This window comes from Paenibacillus sp. FSL P4-0176 (assembly GCF_037975265.1).
In the GTDB taxonomy this organism is placed as follows: domain Bacteria; phylum Bacillota; class Bacilli; order Paenibacillales; family Paenibacillaceae; genus Paenibacillus; species Paenibacillus amylolyticus.
The window spans coordinates 3,190,899-3,208,207 of the sequence record NZ_CP150242.1 but is presented as its reverse complement, the minus strand read 5'-3'; the positions used below and the strand labels follow the sequence as shown (position 1 = coordinate 3,208,207).

Below are 17,309 nucleotides of genomic sequence, written 5' to 3'. Positions count from 1 at the left end.
TTAGCTACGATCACGTTGTTCACTATTCTTCACTACATCCCTGCTGTACTTTGTTTTGTCTTCTTCCGTTATCTTGCGAAGGACCCTGCAAGGATTACCCGCAGCAATCACACCAGAAGGTATACTTTTGGTCACTACGCTCCCTGCGCCGATAATCGTATTATCTCCAATCGTCACACCGGCAAGAACTGTCACACCGCCACCGATCCACACATTATTGCCCACCGTGATGGGTCCAACGATCTCCAGACCTTCATTGCGCTGCTCAACATCATAAGGGTGACCTGCTGTATAAAATCCGCAATTGGGAGCAACAAAAACGTTATCTCCAAAACTGATTTTGCCTCCATCCAGCATGACAATATTATGATTGCTATAGAAGTTCTCACCAATTTCAATATTATAGCCGTAATCACATACAAATGGCTGTTCAATCAGGAAACGATCCCTCGTTTTCCCCAGCAGTTTCTTGATTAACGCTTCTCTTTCATTGATCTTGGCTGGATGAAGCTGGTTATAATCGTAACAAAGTCCTTTGGCATGTAAACGCTCTTCAATTAACTCTTGATCATAATTGGCGTTATACAAGAGCCCTAATTGAGATTTTTCTTTTTCAGTCATCATTTCGTAAGCACTTCCCATCTTCTATCTAAAATAAGTTAAAGCTCAATCTCTCTAATAATTCTAGCAGGATTACCGCCCACAATCATATTATCCGGAACATCCTTTGTAACCACAGACCCGGAAGCAATGACCACGTTGTCTCCAATGGTAACCCCCGGGTTAATAACGGCTCTGCCACCAATCCATACATTATTGCCAATCGTGACTGGCTTGCCGTATTCTGCACCCGTATTGCGTTCATGCGGATGGAGTGGATGAGTAGCCGTATAGATATGTACATCTGGTCCCATTAAGCAATGGTCTCCAATACGAACTTCACACACATCTAATATCGTACAGTTAAAATTGCTATAAAAATGATTGCCTACATGAATGTTATATCCATAATCCACATGAATATTAGGTTCCATGCCCAGGTGTTCACCTGTAGATCCCAACAGTTCCTTCAATAACTTGGTGCGAAGCTCACCATCCGTTTCCGTCGTTTGATTGAACATTCGCGTCATTTTCCTGGCATACTCTCTGTCCTCAGACAATTGAAGATCCGAAGCCATGTACAGCTCGCCATCCAGCATTTTTTGTTTTTCCGTCTTCGTAGTCATGATCACCGCTCCCTCATTACACATCATGTAATTCAACATTAAATAATACTTTTAAAAACTCTTTTAATTATATAGATTAGTATGAATAAAGCAAGTTTTGCTCGATATGAAAATGGTTTATTCTACTGACGCGTACTCTAGCGAAACAGCAAAAAAACCTCTACACCCATTAGACTATGGGAATGCAGAGGTTCAAGATTTTTGTCTAATTTCTTTATTCTAAGCAACCGCCTGAACGGTTTTTTCCTTAACGCTAATCGCGTAGATGGCAGACACCAAACCAAGCAGTATCAGAACAGAACCAACCCATCCAGTATTTAGAATCGATGAATGATCGATCACCATGCCGCCGATATAGGTACCCAGTGCAATACCTGCATGTGCAATACCTGAGTTGGTGCTGATTAGCGTTTCGGCTGTTTCCGGCGAAGTTTTGATAATGAGACTATTCTGCACAGGCGTAACGGTCCAACTCAGTGCACTCCAGATGCTTAACAATAACAAGAAGGCGATCAAAGGCAATCCCACACTGAACGGAATGACAGCCATACTCACGATAAAGGGAATCAGCACAATGATAATGGCTTTAGCAGGGTGCAGACGATCGGATAACATGCCCCCGATTCCTCCCCCTGCAACAGCGGCGATCCCAAACATCATATAGATAAAGGTGACCATCGTCGCACTGGCACCCAGCGTTTCTTGCAAGAATGGCGTGAAATACGCATATAAAGTCAAATGACCCGCAAGCACAAGCAAAGTTGTAGCATGGATTGCCAACATTTTTGGATTCCACAGTGCCGTAAGCTGTTTCTTCAGGGATACAGCAGGAATAGGCTGTACACGATCCATCGCAATCCAGATGGCCACCATAACCACTGCTGTGAGAATAGCGATCAACATAAACACCTCACGCCAGCCTGCCAAGTTACCTACAAAGATTCCAAGAGGTACACCTAGGATAAGTGATGCACTGCCTCCCATGGTAATAATCCCCACGGCGCGTCCTTTATATTGTGGTTCCACAATACGTGCTGCAAGGGTCAGGGAGAGCACAAAAATAAGTGAACCCGTGGCGGCTCCGAGTGCTCTGCCCGCCATCAGCATATAAAAACTGGAACTAAATGCAGAGATCAGATTACTGATCAGAAAAACAAACAGCGTACACATATATACCTTTTTACGCTCGAATCTGGCCGTCATATTTAATAAAATCGGTGCAGACAACGCATAGACAAGTGAGAAAATAGAGATTAAATACCCCGCTTTGGCCAGGGAAAGATGAAGATCCGTAGCAATCAGGTCCAGAATTCCGCCCAAGATCAGTTCAACGGTTCCGACCACAAATGCTGCGATAGCGAGCACATATACTTTCTTATTCATTTTTGAATCCTCCTCAAAAAGTTACAACTACGATAGTAACCCATAAGAATGAAAGTTTCAATAGTTATTTTCATGATTGTTTTCAAACAAAGATATAACAAAAAAAACTATCCTCCGAGAGAATAGTTTTAATAGATCAACCTGGTGAGCAGTTTCTCGATTTCAGCATCCTGTAACAGTTGGTCACCGTATTTTTTGGTAATCTGAGTAAGGGCAACATCATGGTAGAAATAATCAGTCATCGCTTTGACAATCGGTTTGGACATCGTCTTGATCGCTCGCCATGAATCGTGCTCCACACCGGCAAACAGCAAATACGCATGATCCACAATAAGCAGCTGTGAAGGTTCTGGCGCATCAAGCAATGGAATCAACGAGTATATCCGGTTTAAGGATGTCTCCATTCCCCCAACGGCAAGCACTTCAACGTACACGCCCTGCTTTTCCTTCTGCTCCAGCAGTTCACGATATTTCTCCATTCGCTCATTCCACGCCAGAAAAAGAATTGATGAATCTGCTTCTTCGATAAGCTGTTCTATATTCGACGCGATGGATGACTCATCTTTTAACGTCCAGATATGTTCATCGGTGAATGTACGTTTGATTTTGTAACTTTTCAATTCCTCAATATCTTTCTCAAAATCAGCCTTGATCTTATGAATAATAGACTGAAGATCCACAGCCATATATAGTTTTTTCTTCCCATCCATCGTTGTCAGCACCGTTCCCTTGTCGATCAGGCGATTAAGTACTTCATAGATTTTGGCTTTGGGAACGTTGGAGTAATTTACAATCGATGTGGCATCAAGCGGTTCATCCTGCGCGAATATAGCCTCGTATACCTGACTTTCATATTGTGTAAACCCGAATTTCTGCAACATGGTTTGGATCGGCGCATCCCTTCTTAGTGTGTCTGGTCTATCTAGTTTAGACGCATGAACTTCCCATGTCCAGTTTATTCCACGTGGCTATGTCCGATCCCAAAAGCGCTGCTGGGTCATCGCTTGAATGAATTGCTCTGCAAACGCCGCAGGCTGCTGTTCCACAATGACGCCAGGTTTGCCTATAATGCCGACCGGCTGGATCACCGCTGCACCCGTCGGTGTAGCACCGATCGGTTTGAAATGATTGTACGTTTCGATCGCATAGGATCGGGTGTATTTCTGAACATAATCGTTTTCCTGCTGTCCTCCAACAATGAACAGACCATCATATACCAAGGGCGAGCCGGTCAAAAAGCTGTCGTCCACCTTGAGCTCCACATTCCCTGTTCCACGCACCACACCCTGTCTTTCATGTACAATGACCGGTTGAAGTCCCGCTCCCTTAAGCTCTTCCAAAATGTATTGTGTGCTCGGGCCATCGAATCCTTCCCCAACAATCACTCCGACACGCAATGTCTTGGGAGAAAACACCGTATTTGCCATGCTGAGCGCAGGTGACGACTTCGTCACTGGAGATTCAGGGACGTTAGGTAAATTGACTCCGAGTTCAACGGCCAGAATGGTCGCCAGCTCCGTGCTGATATGACCTAACATATTGACAACCTGCTGACGAATGGAAACATCCTTTACCTTCCCAAGTTCAAACGTAAGTGCTTGAATAATATGGCTTCTCTCCAAGCCTGACATGCTGTTCCAGAAGAGACGTGCTTGCGAGAAATGATCCAGGAAGCTGGGTGCCGTTTTCCGTTCTTTAAGACCTTGCACTGGGGAAGGATATGTCACAAATCCCCCTTTTGTTCCCGGCACAGTATAAGGTGAGTTATTGGCAAGCGAATTGTCATGATAGGCGACTCTCCCCTGATCAATGGTATAGCGAGAGGCTCCATCTCTCTGGTTGTTATGTACAGGGCATATCGGACGATTGATCGGCAGTTCCTGATAATTTGTGCCCACCCTCGCCAATTGAGTATCCGTGTACGAAAACAGTCGCCCTTGAAGCAAAGGATCATTGCTAAAATCAATACCACGTACGATGTTCCCTGGATGGAAAGCAACTTGTTCCGTTTCAGCAAATACATTTTCGACATTGCGGTTAATCGTCATTTTGCCAATGATTCGCACCGGAATGTCTTCTTCAGGCCATAATTTCGTTGCATCCAAAATATCAAAATCAAACTTGAATTCATCCGCTTCCTCCAAAACTTGTATTCCGAGTTCAAACTCCGCAAAATTACCAGCATTGATGTTCTCCCACAGATCCCTGCGATGAAAGTCCGGATCCGCACCTCCCAGCTTTTGAGCTTCATCCCACACAAAAGAATGCATGCCAAGTACGGGCCTCCAATGAAATTTCACGAATCTGGATTTGCCTTCATTGTTCACCAGTCGGAAGGTATGTACTCCAAATCCCTGCATCATTCGAAAGCTTCGCGGTATCGTGCGATCCGACATAATCCACATGACCATAGCAGCCGACTCCTGGTTATTCGCAATGAAATCCCAGAAGGTGTCGTGTGCAGTAGAGCCCTGTGGAATTTCATTGTTAGGTTCCGGCTTTACCGCATGAATCAAATCCGGGAACTTAACTCCGTCCTGAATGAAAAAAACAGGTATATTGTTGCCAACCAAGTCAAAATTGCCTTCCTCAGTATAAAACTTCACGGCGAACCCACGTACATCCCGATTCGTCTCGTTAACCCCTTTGGAACCGGCAACTTCGGAAAAACGCACAAACAGCGGTGTTTTCACACCGGGGTCCTGAAGAAAATGAGCCATCGTTAACTCTTCAAGTGATTCATATAACTCAAATTCACCGTAAGCTCCATATCCGCGGGCATGCACAACTCTCTCCGGGATGCGTTCCCGGTCAAAGTGAGACAGTTTCTCACGCATCAGAAAATCTTCAAGCAGCGTGGGTCCGCGATCCCCCGCTTTTAGCGAGTTGCTGTCATCTGATATTTTAACCCCTTCGTTGGAAGACATCTCTTTGCCGTTATTATCCCGTAGAAAGGTATTTCTTTGCTCAATCTTTTTATTCTCATCCATAGGTTCCTTGCTCATCCCAATCACCTCCAGAATATATGTATGGGATTGAAAATGCATTTATGAGTATCTGTTATACCTATGAATTGATGTGAATTCCACAGGCACTAGATATAAATGGAAGGTGTTAACCCCATTTATTGCTCATGACGTCTTTTGTCTAGCACCTTCTACATCACATTGTCATTTACTATAGAGAATCTAATAGAAAAGAGATGATTAGTATGGCTCGTGTCAATGCTGTTCCGCAACCGGATCTGGTATTAATCTATTGGTCAAGAAATCCGCTCGTCCCTGGTTCTGCGCGCAGAATCCAAAGTGTACGTGTGATTGGTAATACGTCTCCATGTACATTCACACTGGTTCCCGGTGCACGGCTAATCAATGCACTGAACTGTTTGCTGGACAATGATATTGGATTCAAAGTGGTCTATCGCCATAAAACGTCGGCAATCAGTGGCGTTCTGTTATTAAAACGCAGATAATCAGACCCAAAGAAATGGTGCCTTCCTTTAGGAGAGCACCATTTCTTCGTTCTTTGATCATCAATGGACAGATTTCGAACGCCAAAAAACCGCGATAACCGCGGTCTCTTGTTCACGATATGAATTTAATTCAGAATATCCATAACTAATACATTCACTGAATGAGCTGTTAAGTTAACGACCACCGATGTATCCGACAGTGTAATCTCCTGTTCTTGGGGAACCACTTTCTCATCATTCTTCTGATTCACATTCGGAGTATGCACCAAATGATCCTCTCCAGTAAGTGTGATCAGTCTGGCTGAAGCATCCACCTTCAGATCCTGAAGGCAAATCCGGGTTGATTTATCTACACCATCTGCATTCACCAGTTTCACATACACATGCCCTGCGTCCTTCGTAACAGAGTGGAATACTTCCCGGTTGTAAGCTTCCAGCTTGTAATCCAGAACCTTGCTGGTATTACGTCCGTCTGTATAGGAGCAAACCAGATTTTTTCCTGTATCTCCACCATAGTTAACCGTAATTGTATAATCGGTTCCATTCTCGAGTGGTTCATAGTTGGCCGCTCTCAGGTTACCTGCTGCCGAGCTGGATGAATAGTCTCCCAAGGTATAACCCTCAATCCCTTGTTTGTACACCTTCACGCCTGTTGCGTTCCCGCCGTAACTGATTGCGTACTCAATGACATCCTTGTTCTCAGGTGAGATATCCGTCAATCCCACGCCAATGTAAAAACCATCCTCACCTGAAATTCTTTCAGCCTCAACGTGAACTTGGTAGTTGGTCCATTCGTCATTCAGCAGATACAATCCATTGAATCCACTTGATTGTGCCTTCAAAATGAGTCCTTTTCCTGCGGTTAACGCATATCCTTCCGATCCGGGAATCTGTCTCCATGCCTCACTAGGCTCTGTACGTTCCCTGAAATCTTCATCTAACAGTATGGTGCCATCCACATTGGACGTCACTGTAACTCGTTTCACCACGATATCTGCATGACCTGTTGCAATTTCGATGCCGCCACGCGGAATGAGATTCAGCGGTTTTCCTTTGCTATAGGTGGAGAATGAAGTCTCAAGCACCTGATCCCCTACATATTTTGCAAAAAGCTGCTGTACATAATAATTCGGTGTATACCATACGGTTTCATCATCAAACCAGATGCAGTCTGGCGTCCAGCGGTAAGTACCGTCTGTGAGTACTTTGTTGAACAATGGCGCATAGGCAGCCAAACGAACAACGTCTGCATTATTTTCAAATCCAGTCATGATCGCAGCTTCTGCGACCGCTCCTGCCAGCGTGTTTTTGTCCGTGGAAGCATATTCTCCAACAAATACTTTGGATGTTTCTTTCCAATCGATACTTCCGTCTTCAAGATAAGCCCGGTCATAGTAGTTGTATCGATCCGCGTTATTCAGCAAATATTCATTGGAGCGGTAGTAGTGCTCATCTGCAATGGTGTCCATATAATTGTCCTGGTTTTCATACCAGGTTACCGTCTCCTCAATCACCTCAGCACCATCTGCAAAAGCAACCTGAGCTGACCCGGTGAGGTTTCCGCTGAGGAATTTCCATCCTTCCTGGTACGCATCATCATCCGCCTGAGCACCAACCGTCGAGATAATGTGCAACTCATGATCAGGATAGTTCCGCTTCATGTACTCATCTATTGAACGTTTGAATACTTCGAAATTGGCAAAAAATTCAGTGCCCCAGTTCTCATTGCCTACGCCCAGATAACGAAGATCAAACGGTTCAGGATGTCCCATCTGGCTTCGTACCGCTGCCCATTCGTTGTGTTCAAAGTCTGTACTGAGCGCAAAGTCGATCAGGTCTGTAAAGTTCCGAATATAATACTCCCTTAAAGCGCCACCCGCAGGGTGAGCATAGTCCGAGCGCGCCTGACACAACACACCGCAAGCCATGACTGGAACCGGAGCGGCATTGAGATCTTCTGCCAGTTGGAAGTACTCCATATAACCAAGGCCCATCGTCATCATGTAACCCCAGACATTATAATTTTCTTTGCGGAGCTCAACCGGACCCACAGAATCCTTCCAATCATATACGTTATCCCAGATAAAAGATCCCTCCGAGATACATCCTCCCGGAAAACGCAGGAACTTTGGATGCAGATCTGCGAGTGCCTGGATTAGATCTTTTCTCAATCGATAGTTCGGGTTACCTGTGTAGTTAGCATGTGCCGTAGCCGATATTCCCTCTTCTGTCGGATCAGCTCCCCATACATTCTGAGGGACCAAGGACACCATATCTATGGAAATGTCACCTGCAAACGTAAGTGCCAGTTGACCCAATACAGTCTCCGTTCCGGTTAGAGACAAACCGTATTTCTTCCATGTGTTCCCGCCTTCAACATGCAGTGTTACCGAATCACTGATGGAAGTGTCACTTCCATCCTGCAATTGAACAGTGATCGTTCCTGCCAATTCTGCTTTTGCCCATACGGTAAAGTCATATGATTCACCCTGCTTGATGGACATGGCACAATGCTGGTTGGAATCTGAGAATCCACGATTTCGAATCGTTGCCCCTTCCTGAACCGTTACATAATAAGCATTTACTTCAGGGTCTTCCACGTTAAAGTGAACGTTCAGTCCATCCGTATGCTGCACGCGCATTTTCTCCGTATCCCCTGACCAGGCAAACAAAGGCTCACGATTGCGACCTGTCGAACAACCACATTCTCCAGAGTCAAGCGAGTACGTATCAAATGCAAAAGATTCAAATGATCGATTCTGAACAAGCTCTGCATAGATTCCGCCATCTGCCGCGTTGTTAATATCCTCATAGAAAAGCCCATACATGACTTCACTGATATCCGCCACCTTCTGATCTCCATGGATGGTGACCGTATAAGGCGGAAGATGGGCCGGCACAACAGACACGTCAAAGCTTTGGCTCAGCTTACTGTCACCTCTGTTCAGAAGCGCACGGAGCGTAACCTCCTGTGCCGATGTGATTGCCTGAACTTCTCCGTTCTCAGACAGAACTTCTGGAGCACTGGAACTCCATTCAACAGACACTTTACCACCCAGCAAGTCTGCGGGTAATGATACATCCTTGGTGATGATTCGGTTGGGGAAGGACAAGTACTTGTCCGCCGCAAGCTTCACAATCGCTTCATCTGTCAGTGATTCACACATCACTTCAATGACTTCATCCATGGTGAGCGCTGCCCCATAGATCCGAAAGTCGGATAACGAACCTGCAAAGTCCACATCCGCTGCATACTGGGAACGTCCAATATAATTCTGGCTATAATTCTCAGGATCGGTGAACGAATCAAACCATTCGCGCAATTTGGCATAATTGCCGCTCGACGTCTGACTGATCGAGCCGTCTGCGGCCTTCTCCCCGTTCACATACACAATTGGACCCGCACTGCTCAACGTTCCCCCTTGGCTACCTGCCACGGAGAGCGCAATATGCAGCCATTCTCCACTTGCAACTCCACCACTTGGGTGGACAACCAGATTATCGCCGGCATATAACGTTCCCAAGAGCTGACGTGTCAGAAACAAATACGGCCCCTTCTCCCCTTTGCCAAAGTCAAAAATGCGTTCCCACACATTAGACCCCTTGCCCAGAAACACCCAAGTGGCAATCGTGATTCCCGTGTTATCGCTTACATCACGAAGCAGATTCGAGGGTAATTGCAGATAAGAAGTTCCATTCGCTCCCCCGTTGAAAGTCACCGCCGTTCTGCCTTTCAACTCGGATATCACAGGCGGGATCTCGCCTTTGGTTATACCATCATAGCCCTTACCGGAGCTGTCCTTCCCGATCTGAACGGTATCTTCAAACGTGTATTGTGCAATTAATTGATTTTGATATGTGCTCATGTTCTTACCTCCTATGTAGTTGGGAATTGTCGGTTTACGTTTTTAATTCGTATTAATATAAAATGATTGATAAATAGTTAAACACATTTCTTAAACGTAATAATATCGCATCATCGATCCCCATTTCAATCCTAAATTTGAGAAAGACAACTGGTTTATTTGAATGTAATGACCTTTATCGGCTCTTCCCGTCTCTTATTTATATTTAATTTTACTCTTATAAACATTACATTTATGGTTTACAAACATATAAATCAATTGATAATATAACAAATGAAAGCGCTTGATATAATGAAATACTCAAAGGAGGTCTGCCGAACCTTTTATCGTGTGTTGCCAAGTATCGGTTTATTTTTCATTCCGGGGAATAGGAAAGGGGAAACGTATGAAACGTTATTGGGTTCGCGTACTTAACATTTCTGTACTAAGCACCACTTTACTTACTGCAACAACTTTGGCACCGGTCTCGGTGTTCGCAAATGGTTCAGGGGCAACCGTGGGTAACTCGCAGAGTTCCACCACACCTATCGCTAATACTGCTCCAACATTTAAAAATGTTTCCGTTCATGACCCTTCTGTCATTAAGGTGGATGATACGTTTTATATTTTTGGTTCACATCTGCAAGTGGCTAAGTCCAAAGATTTTCTGAACTGGGATCTGGTCGCCTCCGGCGTTACAGATAACAACCCTGTTGTCCCCAATGTAACCAAGGAATTCGCTGAAGCGCTGGAATGGGCGCAGACAGATACGTTATGGGCAGCAGATGTCATTCAATTGGCGGACGGCAAATTTTATATGTACTACAATGCTTGTAAAGGGGACTCTCCGCGATCAGCGCTCGGCATTGCTGTCGCAGACAATATCGAAGGCCCTTATAAGGATCAAGGCATTCTGTTGAAATCCGGCATGTGGGATCAGATTAGTGAGGATGGTACCATTTACGATGCAACGATTCATCCCAATGTGGTCGATCCGGATGTCTTTTATGATAAAAACGGCAAGTTATGGATGGTGTATGGCTCCTACTCCGGGGGGATTTTCATTCTGGAGATGGATGCAACGACAGGCAAACCGCTGCCAAATCAAGGTTATGGCAAAAAGCTGACCGGAGGCAATCATAGTCGTATTGAAGCCCCTTATATGCTCTACAGTCCCGAAACCGATTATTATTATCTGTACCTGTCTTACGGTGGACTAGGTGCTGATGGAGGATACAACATTCGTGTTGCTCGCTCCCAAACACCGGATGGACCTTTCCTCGATGCGGAAGGAAACGATATGATCAACGTTAAAGCGGACAAGGATAAACCGTTGTTTGATGATCGTTCTATTGAGCCTTTTGGAGTCAAATTGATGGGGAACTTCCTGTTCGAGAGACAGATCGGTGATCCGGGCACAGGCCTAGGTAGTGGCTATGTATCGCCAGGGCATAACTCTGCTTATGTTGATCCGGAGACTGGCAAACAATTTCTCATCTTCCATACCCGCTTTCCAGGGCGTGGCGAAGAGCACGAAGTTCGCGTGCATGAGATGCATATGAATGCAGATGGTTGGCCCGTTGTTTCTCCATATCGCTATGCGGCTTTGGGAGAGGATACCACGCAACTGACAACTCAGGAGATCGCTGGTCAGTACCAATGGGTGAATCATGGTAAGGGCATCACGGCGGACATCAAGCCATCCCAGACCGTTCAGTTCACGGCAGATGGGCAGATTCATGGTGCCGTGACAGGAACATGGAGTCTTGGTGCAGACAACAAGGTTCAGATCACTTCGAATAACGTTGTGTACAAAGGCGTTTTCACACATGAATGGAACTCGGAATCTCAAAGTACGCTTCTGACCTTTAGCGCCCTCTCCTTTTCCGGGATTGCCATCTGGGGAAGTCAAGGTGTTGAACGGACTGATCAGGACATTGTAGATGCGGTGAAAAAGGACCTGAGCATTAGCAATACGGATCACGTGTTCTTCAATCTGTCTCTGCCTACCAAGGGAACAAGTGATGCAGACATTACGTGGAAAAGCTCCAACACTTCGGCTCTATCCTCTACAGGTGTAGTGCAGCGACCACGCGCTGGTAAGGGTGATGCCAAAGTGAAATTAACCGCAACGATTCATAAAGGAACTGCGGTAAGCTCCAAAACGTTTAACGTTATCATTCCACAGCAAGCGGTAAGCCCATTGCTCGGGGAGTATACTTTTGAACACAAGAAAATTGGCAAAGTCGCACAGGATTACAGCAAAAACGAATATCACGGACAAGCCTTTAACGTGGTCAGTTCTGCTGCTAGTGGCAAAAATCAGGCTGCTACATTCAATGGGACAGACAGTTACATTCAGTTACCTGGACTCATTACAGATACAACGGATTTCACGTTTAGCGCCTGGGTCAATTGGGACGGTGGCGGGTCCTGGCAGCGTATTTTCGACTTTGGAAATGGCTTGACTAGACATATGTTCCTTACTCCCTCCCAACATAATGGGGCATTACAATTTACCATTCATAATGAGGGACGGGATCAGAGCCTGATTGCAGCAAATCCACTGCCTTCCAAAGAGTGGGTTCATGTCGCTGTAACCCTTCAGGGTGATGTGGGTACTCTGTATGTGAATGGTACATCAGTTGCAAGCAACTCTGAGATTACTTTTAACCCAAAAGATCTGCAGGTAACGGAAGCTTATGTAGGCAAGAGTCGTTATGCGTCTGATCCGTTCTACAAAGGCAGCTTGGATAATGTAAAAGTATATGATAAAGCATTAACAGCCAAGGAAATCCAGCGTCAGGCCAAAGAAAAGCCATAAATTAGAATCCTATCATAGGCGTTGGACTCCATAGCGAACAAACCTATAAAGCAGCCAATGTTTTGAACTGAACCCTTTGTGAGACACGACACGACTAACGAGGGAGTTGCAGTTCATTACATCAGGCTGCTTTATTGTCACTTCGAATAATGTATGACCATGCTTAACTTGATAGCCGAAGCTCCAGGATTAATATAGGCATGGGACCTGTCTGCTCGGAAACGGATCGACTCCCCTTGGTTCACGGTATATTCTTCCGTCCCTACCCGAATCGTAACTTCCCCTTCAAAGACCGTAATAAATTCTTCCGTACCTTCGATGTGCGGCTCAGCACTTAAAGAAGAATCCACATCCATCTCCATCATGTACATTTCAAAGCGGCGTCCTTCTTCAAAAGGAAAATGCGGATATATTCGAACCCTGCCCTCGTCTTCCATCAATACTTGAATATCATCGCCCGTTACAACGGTCGTATCTGACTTCGGCTCGTGAATCAAAGCAGTGAAGGAAGTTTTCAGGCCATTAGCAATCTTCCATACGGTTGCAATGGATGGATTGGATTCACCACGTTCAATCTGACCAAGCATAGTCTTGCTAATACCAGACATTTCGGCGACCTTGTCCAGACTGAGTTTTCTTTGTTCCCTAAGCTGTTTCAGGTTCTGAGCAAGAATACTATTGATGTTTTTCAAAAATCCATCCTCCTCATTTTATAATTATATTGTGCTATATAACGTACATGTTGTACAATAATAAAGATCGTACGCTATAGCGTACATTTAAGGTCATTATATCACACAACTAAAAAAACGTGGAGGAACCATGAACATTATACCTTTAGTGACCTATGCAATCATCGCTTCATTTACACCCGGACCCAACAATATCATTTCCATGACGCATGCCAGAAATCAGGGGTTCCGCAAGACCCTTCCGTTTATTAGTGGAGTTGCAACCGGCTGCCTGCTTATTATGTTTCTGTCCAGTTATTTCAACCTTATTCTTCATCAATATATTCCACGGATCACACCCGTCTTAAACGTGTTAGGATGTGTGTACATGCTCTATCTGGCGCTCAAAATCATGCGAAGTAAACCTGCAGATGCGCAAGAAAACAAGGTCAATCATTATTCATTTCTATTTGGGTTCACTCTGCAATTCATTAATCCCAAAGTCATTCTGTATGGGCTTACTGCCATATCCGTTTTTGTTCTGCCTCTTGGGCAGTCCCATGTTCATTTAATTGTATTTTCCTTGCTGCTCACCTTCATCGGGATTAGTGCCAATATGACCTGGGCGTTCGGTGGCATGTTATTCCAGAGCTTTTTATTAAGATACGAGCGTCCTGTTAATATCGTCATGGGTATGTTGTTAATTTACAGTGCACTATCAATCCTGATGTAAAATGCAATAGAAAAAGCGTCCACTCATTTGATGAGCTGAACGCTTTTATTTTTTTATCCTAATTCCGGTCTCCACCATGGATGTGTAGGGTAATGCTCCGTATGAAGCACAACCTTCTCGCCGATTTTGGGAGTTGCAATCTTAACGTTCAAAGCATGTGCAGCCTTCGTGATTCGTTCAATCGGTTCATTCCAGGCATGATAGGCCAGCGTAAATGCGGCCCAATGAATCGGGATAAGCAACTTACCTCCTACATCCAAATGCGCTTGCACCGTTTCTTCCGGCATCATATGAATATTGGACCAACGCTCGTCATATTGCCCGCATTCCATCAACGTCAGGTCAAATGGACTATATTTACTGCCAATCTCCTTAAAATGAGGACCATATCCGCTATCCCCACTAAAGAACACCTTCGTATGTTGTCCAGCGATAACCCACGAACACCATAAGGTAGAATTACGGTCGAATAATCCTCTGCCAGAGAAATGTCTTGCTGGCGTGCAAGCGAATGTTAAACCTTTGAACGATAACTCATCCCACCAGTTATGCTCGGTAATCTGTTCCGAAGGCACACCCAGTTGAATCAGTCGACGACGTACCCCAAGCGGCACGATAAATCGCTTTGTTTTATCCTTCAATCTGCGAATGGAGTCATAATCCAGATGATCATAATGGTCATGCGATATAATGATTGCATCCAGTGTTGGGAAATCTTCCGGTTGAATCGGTAGATTGGTGCTGTATCGTTTGGTACCCACCCAGGATACGGGGGATGGACGATTGCCCAGCATCGGATCAAAGAGCAATCTGTGCCCTTCAATTTCGAGTAAAAAAGCCGAATGTCCGAACCATGTAACCTGTGGATTATCGGATGCACTGAAGGTTTCAGCAGGTTCACATATCTCCATAGGCATCGTGCCAGATGGCCTCCGCTCTACATTGCCTCGCATGGAATCTCTCAATATACTGATCAGGGACTTGAAGTTCATGCCTGCCGATGTCGGGAGCTGATTTTCGTATTTTGTCATTATACATACCTTCTGTTCTATATAATCAATCTAGGTTCAATATTTGGAAGAGAACTATTCATATCGTAGCTATATATTAATTCATTGGCTGTTGATATTCAATTTTTGGCTAATTAAGATAGAATTAAGACTCTGTTTTCTCTCCTATAAGATTGGGCATATATGATAGAGAAAATACATGGAGAGTATGTGAGAGAACATGAAGAAATGGCGCAAAAGATTAGTTAAGTTTTTGATATTCGACCTGGCGATAGTTCTGTTGCTTCTGGGTACTGGCGTGATCTACCAACAAGTGGGTCTAAGGCAGGATGCCAAAACACTCGTCCCCCCTGGTAAGCTGTACGAAGTCCATGGAGACAATATGCATCTATATACTGGTGGAGAAGGCGATGTAACAGTCGTACTCGCCTCTGGCTGGGGGACCGCTAATCCCTATGTAGATTATTATCCATTATATGAAAAGCTTGCTCCCAACACAAAATTCGCTGTATATGACCGATTTGGTTATGGATATAGCGATCAGACCGATAAAAAACGTGATGTCGATACCGTAGCTGAAGAATTACATGAGTTGTTGCAGGTATCTGGACAGAAGCCACCTTATGTATTAGTTGGACATTCACTCGGCTCGCTGGAAACCATTCGTTTCGCACAAAAATACCCGGATCTCGTCAAGGGTATCGTCATGATTGATGGTGGAAGCCCCGAATATTATTCGAATGACGATGACTCTTTGGCAGACACAATTGGTGGTTTTGCGAATAAATTCCGTATCCAAACCGGACTATTCCGCCTCTCCATGCAATCTGATATGGTTGTCGAAACTTCTAATGCCAATCGTAATGAACTGAAACTTGTACCCGATGATCTGAAAAAATTGGATACAACTGCGCTGTTGCAAAACTATGGTAATGTGAACACGTTGGATGAATTACGTGAGATAGCTGCCAATGCCAAAGTGGTTGTAAATCACAAGCAAACCTTACCGTTTCCACTCACCATACTGACGGCTGATTACCTTGGTGCAAGTGAACCCGAATGGGATAAATCCCAAGTAGAGTTCAAATCCTGGTCAGATGATTCTAAACAGGTAACCATTAAAGATACCGATCATTACATCCATCAATATCGCCCTGATATCGTTGCGGATGAGATATTGGCCCTGGTAAAGAAGTAACGTACACTCTGCAAAAGTAAGACTATGTTATATCATAAAAGAAACCCCAAAGATTCTCTAATATCTTTGGGGTTTCTTTTATGTGATTTATTGTGCTATCGCCAGTCTTGGCCGTTGGGACCTGAAATCGCTGAAAGCTTGTTCGATCTCTAATGAAGTCAACTGGTGACGATAAAAGTACTGTTTCATCGCCTCCATTTCGGTTCGATCGCCATTGTAGATGTTATCAATTCTTCGAATGACCTGGTTATATAAGTTCTCACGTCTGGAGTTTACAGGCTCACACAACCAAAAGTTCGTTCTTTTCACATCACCTGTCTTGGTCCAGAGCAGATTCTCATAACGGATGACATCCCAGTCCCAATATCCAGCATGAATCTGCTGAAGTTCCGTCGTAAACATATCGTATATCAAGTTGGGAGGAATGTGTCCATAGGTTACACGGTACTCTTTCAGTTTGAGTGCTTCAATCCACTCTGTCAGGGTGTACTCCCCTGGTGAATACGCATACAATTTAGGTGCATAAGAATTACTCTGCAATGCCCTAAGTGCCTCACTTTCCATCTCCCCATCCAATCTTGCCCGTGAAGCATATACCTTGAGACAATAGTCTTGCAATCTATATACAACCGAGCTATTACTAATAAGCGATGCCTGTAGAGTGAGATGGCCGTTTTTTTCGTAGTGCAACAGCATCTGTTCAATGTTATTACCAATGGGATTGATGATGATCATAATGAAGTCTCCTTGATTAAAAATAAAATATAAACCGTTTTCGAATTGGTTAAAAATTGTACTATTACATTCTATATTACCCTTTTATATTAGTATGAACATATACAATTTTGCCGGAACATGAAGTATTTGCTCTGAAATTCATTCTTTAAACCGCTGTATTCCGGCTACATTTTTACTCTAAAGGCTGTAACCCGTTTCACGTCAACACC

The 17,309-nt window shown here is 44.5% G+C and carries 13 protein-coding genes; 4 read left to right on the top strand and 9 right to left on the bottom strand.

The features are described from left to right. The 5 genes from MKY95_RS14650 to MKY95_RS14630 form a co-directional block, all read right to left on the bottom strand. Window positions 1-621, bottom strand: coding sequence for a sugar O-acetyltransferase (locus tag MKY95_RS14650; RefSeq protein WP_339199975.1), 621 nt, complete (start codon window positions 619-621; stop codon window positions 1-3). Window positions 622-659: 38 nt separating this feature from the next. Then, window positions 660-1,226 carry a sugar O-acetyltransferase gene (locus MKY95_RS14645; protein ID WP_339199382.1) on the bottom strand — a complete coding sequence of 189 codons (567 nt, stop codon included), beginning with the start codon at window positions 1,224-1,226 and terminating at the stop codon, window positions 660-662. A gap of 219 nt (window positions 1,227-1,445) precedes the next feature. Beyond that, window positions 1,446-2,609, bottom strand: a complete 1,164-nt coding sequence (locus MKY95_RS14640; protein WP_036608348.1) for an MFS transporter — start codon at window positions 2,607-2,609, stop codon at window positions 1,446-1,448. A gap of 128 nt (window positions 2,610-2,737) precedes the next feature. Next, window positions 2,738-3,490 carry a helix-turn-helix domain-containing protein gene (locus tag MKY95_RS14635; protein ID WP_036670754.1) on the bottom strand — a complete coding sequence of 251 codons (753 nt, stop codon included), beginning with the start codon at window positions 3,488-3,490 and terminating at the stop codon, window positions 2,738-2,740. Window positions 3,491-3,577: 87 nt separating this feature from the next. Next, window positions 3,578-5,599, bottom strand: coding sequence for a catalase (locus MKY95_RS14630; RefSeq protein ID WP_339199973.1), 2,022 nt, complete (start codon window positions 5,597-5,599; stop codon window positions 3,578-3,580). A 221-nt stretch (window positions 5,600-5,820) separates the two neighbouring features. On the opposite strand from MKY95_RS14630, the gene MKY95_RS14625 reads away from it, so the two are divergent. Continuing rightward, window positions 5,821-6,081, top strand: coding sequence for a hypothetical protein (locus tag MKY95_RS14625; RefSeq protein ID WP_074094912.1), 261 nt, complete (start codon window positions 5,821-5,823; stop codon window positions 6,079-6,081). Between the two features lie 125 nt (window positions 6,082-6,206). On the opposite strand, the gene MKY95_RS14620 is transcribed toward MKY95_RS14625, so the two are convergent. Then, complete coding sequence (locus MKY95_RS14620; RefSeq protein ID WP_339199378.1) at window positions 6,207-9,947, bottom strand: alpha-L-arabinofuranosidase C-terminal domain-containing protein; 3,741 nt, start codon at window positions 9,945-9,947, stop codon at window positions 6,207-6,209. A 385-nt stretch (window positions 9,948-10,332) separates the two neighbouring features. Between MKY95_RS14620 and MKY95_RS14615 the strand changes: the two genes are divergently transcribed. After that, window positions 10,333-12,750, top strand: coding sequence for a family 43 glycosylhydrolase (locus MKY95_RS14615; protein ID WP_339199375.1), 2,418 nt, complete (start codon window positions 10,333-10,335; stop codon window positions 12,748-12,750). A 137-nt stretch (window positions 12,751-12,887) separates the two neighbouring features. On the opposite strand, the gene MKY95_RS14610 is transcribed toward MKY95_RS14615, so the two are convergent. Continuing rightward, entirely contained in the window at window positions 12,888-13,442 is a 555-nt protein-coding gene (locus MKY95_RS14610) for an XRE family transcriptional regulator (RefSeq protein ID WP_339199372.1), read from the bottom strand. Between the two features lie 130 nt (window positions 13,443-13,572). Between MKY95_RS14610 and MKY95_RS14605 the strand changes: the two genes are divergently transcribed. Next, window positions 13,573-14,154, top strand: a complete 582-nt coding sequence (locus MKY95_RS14605) for a LysE family transporter (RefSeq protein ID WP_339199369.1) — start codon at window positions 13,573-13,575, stop codon at window positions 14,152-14,154. A gap of 53 nt (window positions 14,155-14,207) precedes the next feature. On the opposite strand, the gene MKY95_RS14600 is transcribed toward MKY95_RS14605, so the two are convergent. Further along, window positions 14,208-15,185, bottom strand: a complete 978-nt coding sequence (locus MKY95_RS14600) for an MBL fold metallo-hydrolase (RefSeq protein ID WP_339199365.1) — start codon at window positions 15,183-15,185, stop codon at window positions 14,208-14,210. A gap of 199 nt (window positions 15,186-15,384) precedes the next feature. Between MKY95_RS14600 and MKY95_RS14595 the strand changes: the two genes are divergently transcribed. Further along, on the top strand, window positions 15,385-16,362 hold the full coding sequence (locus MKY95_RS14595; protein WP_339199362.1) for an alpha/beta hydrolase: 978 nt from the start codon (window positions 15,385-15,387) through the stop codon (window positions 16,360-16,362). A gap of 87 nt (window positions 16,363-16,449) precedes the next feature. Here MKY95_RS14595 and MKY95_RS14590 read toward each other — a convergent pair whose 3' ends face one another. After that, entirely contained in the window at window positions 16,450-17,097 is a 648-nt protein-coding gene (locus MKY95_RS14590; protein WP_339199359.1) for a hypothetical protein, read from the bottom strand. Window positions 17,098-17,309: the final 212 nt, after the last annotated feature.

Excerpts from the sequence above, each read along its gene's own strand:
- MKY95_RS14600 (WP_339199365.1), bottom strand. The coding sequence starts at position 15,185 with ATGACAAAATACGAAAATCAGCTCCCGACATCGGCAGGCATGAACTTC.
- MKY95_RS14625 (WP_074094912.1), top strand. The coding sequence starts at position 5,821 with ATGGCTCGTGTCAATGCTGTTCCGCAACCGGATCTGGTATTAATCTAT.
- MKY95_RS14635 (WP_036670754.1), bottom strand. The coding sequence starts at position 3,490 with ATGTTGCAGAAATTCGGGTTTACACAATATGAAAGTCAGGTATACGAG.
- MKY95_RS14605 (WP_339199369.1), top strand. The coding sequence starts at position 13,573 with ATGAACATTATACCTTTAGTGACCTATGCAATCATCGCTTCATTTACA.
- MKY95_RS14620 (WP_339199378.1), bottom strand. The coding sequence starts at position 9,947 with ATGAGCACATATCAAAATCAATTAATTGCACAATACACGTTTGAAGAT.
- MKY95_RS14640 (WP_036608348.1), bottom strand. The coding sequence starts at position 2,609 with ATGAATAAGAAAGTATATGTGCTCGCTATCGCAGCATTTGTGGTCGGA.
- MKY95_RS14590 (WP_339199359.1), bottom strand. The coding sequence starts at position 17,097 with ATGATCATCATCAATCCCATTGGTAATAACATTGAACAGATGCTGTTG.
- MKY95_RS14645 (WP_339199382.1), bottom strand. The coding sequence starts at position 1,226 with ATGACTACGAAGACGGAAAAACAAAAAATGCTGGATGGCGAGCTGTAC.
- MKY95_RS14650 (WP_339199975.1), bottom strand. The coding sequence starts at position 621 with ATGACTGAAAAAGAAAAATCTCAATTAGGGCTCTTGTATAACGCCAAT.
- MKY95_RS14615 (WP_339199375.1), top strand. The coding sequence starts at position 10,333 with ATGAAACGTTATTGGGTTCGCGTACTTAACATTTCTGTACTAAGCACC.
- MKY95_RS14595 (WP_339199362.1), top strand. The coding sequence starts at position 15,385 with ATGAAGAAATGGCGCAAAAGATTAGTTAAGTTTTTGATATTCGACCTG.
- MKY95_RS14630 (WP_339199973.1), bottom strand. The coding sequence starts at position 5,599 with ATGGATGAGAATAAAAAGATTGAGCAAAGAAATACCTTTCTACGGGAT.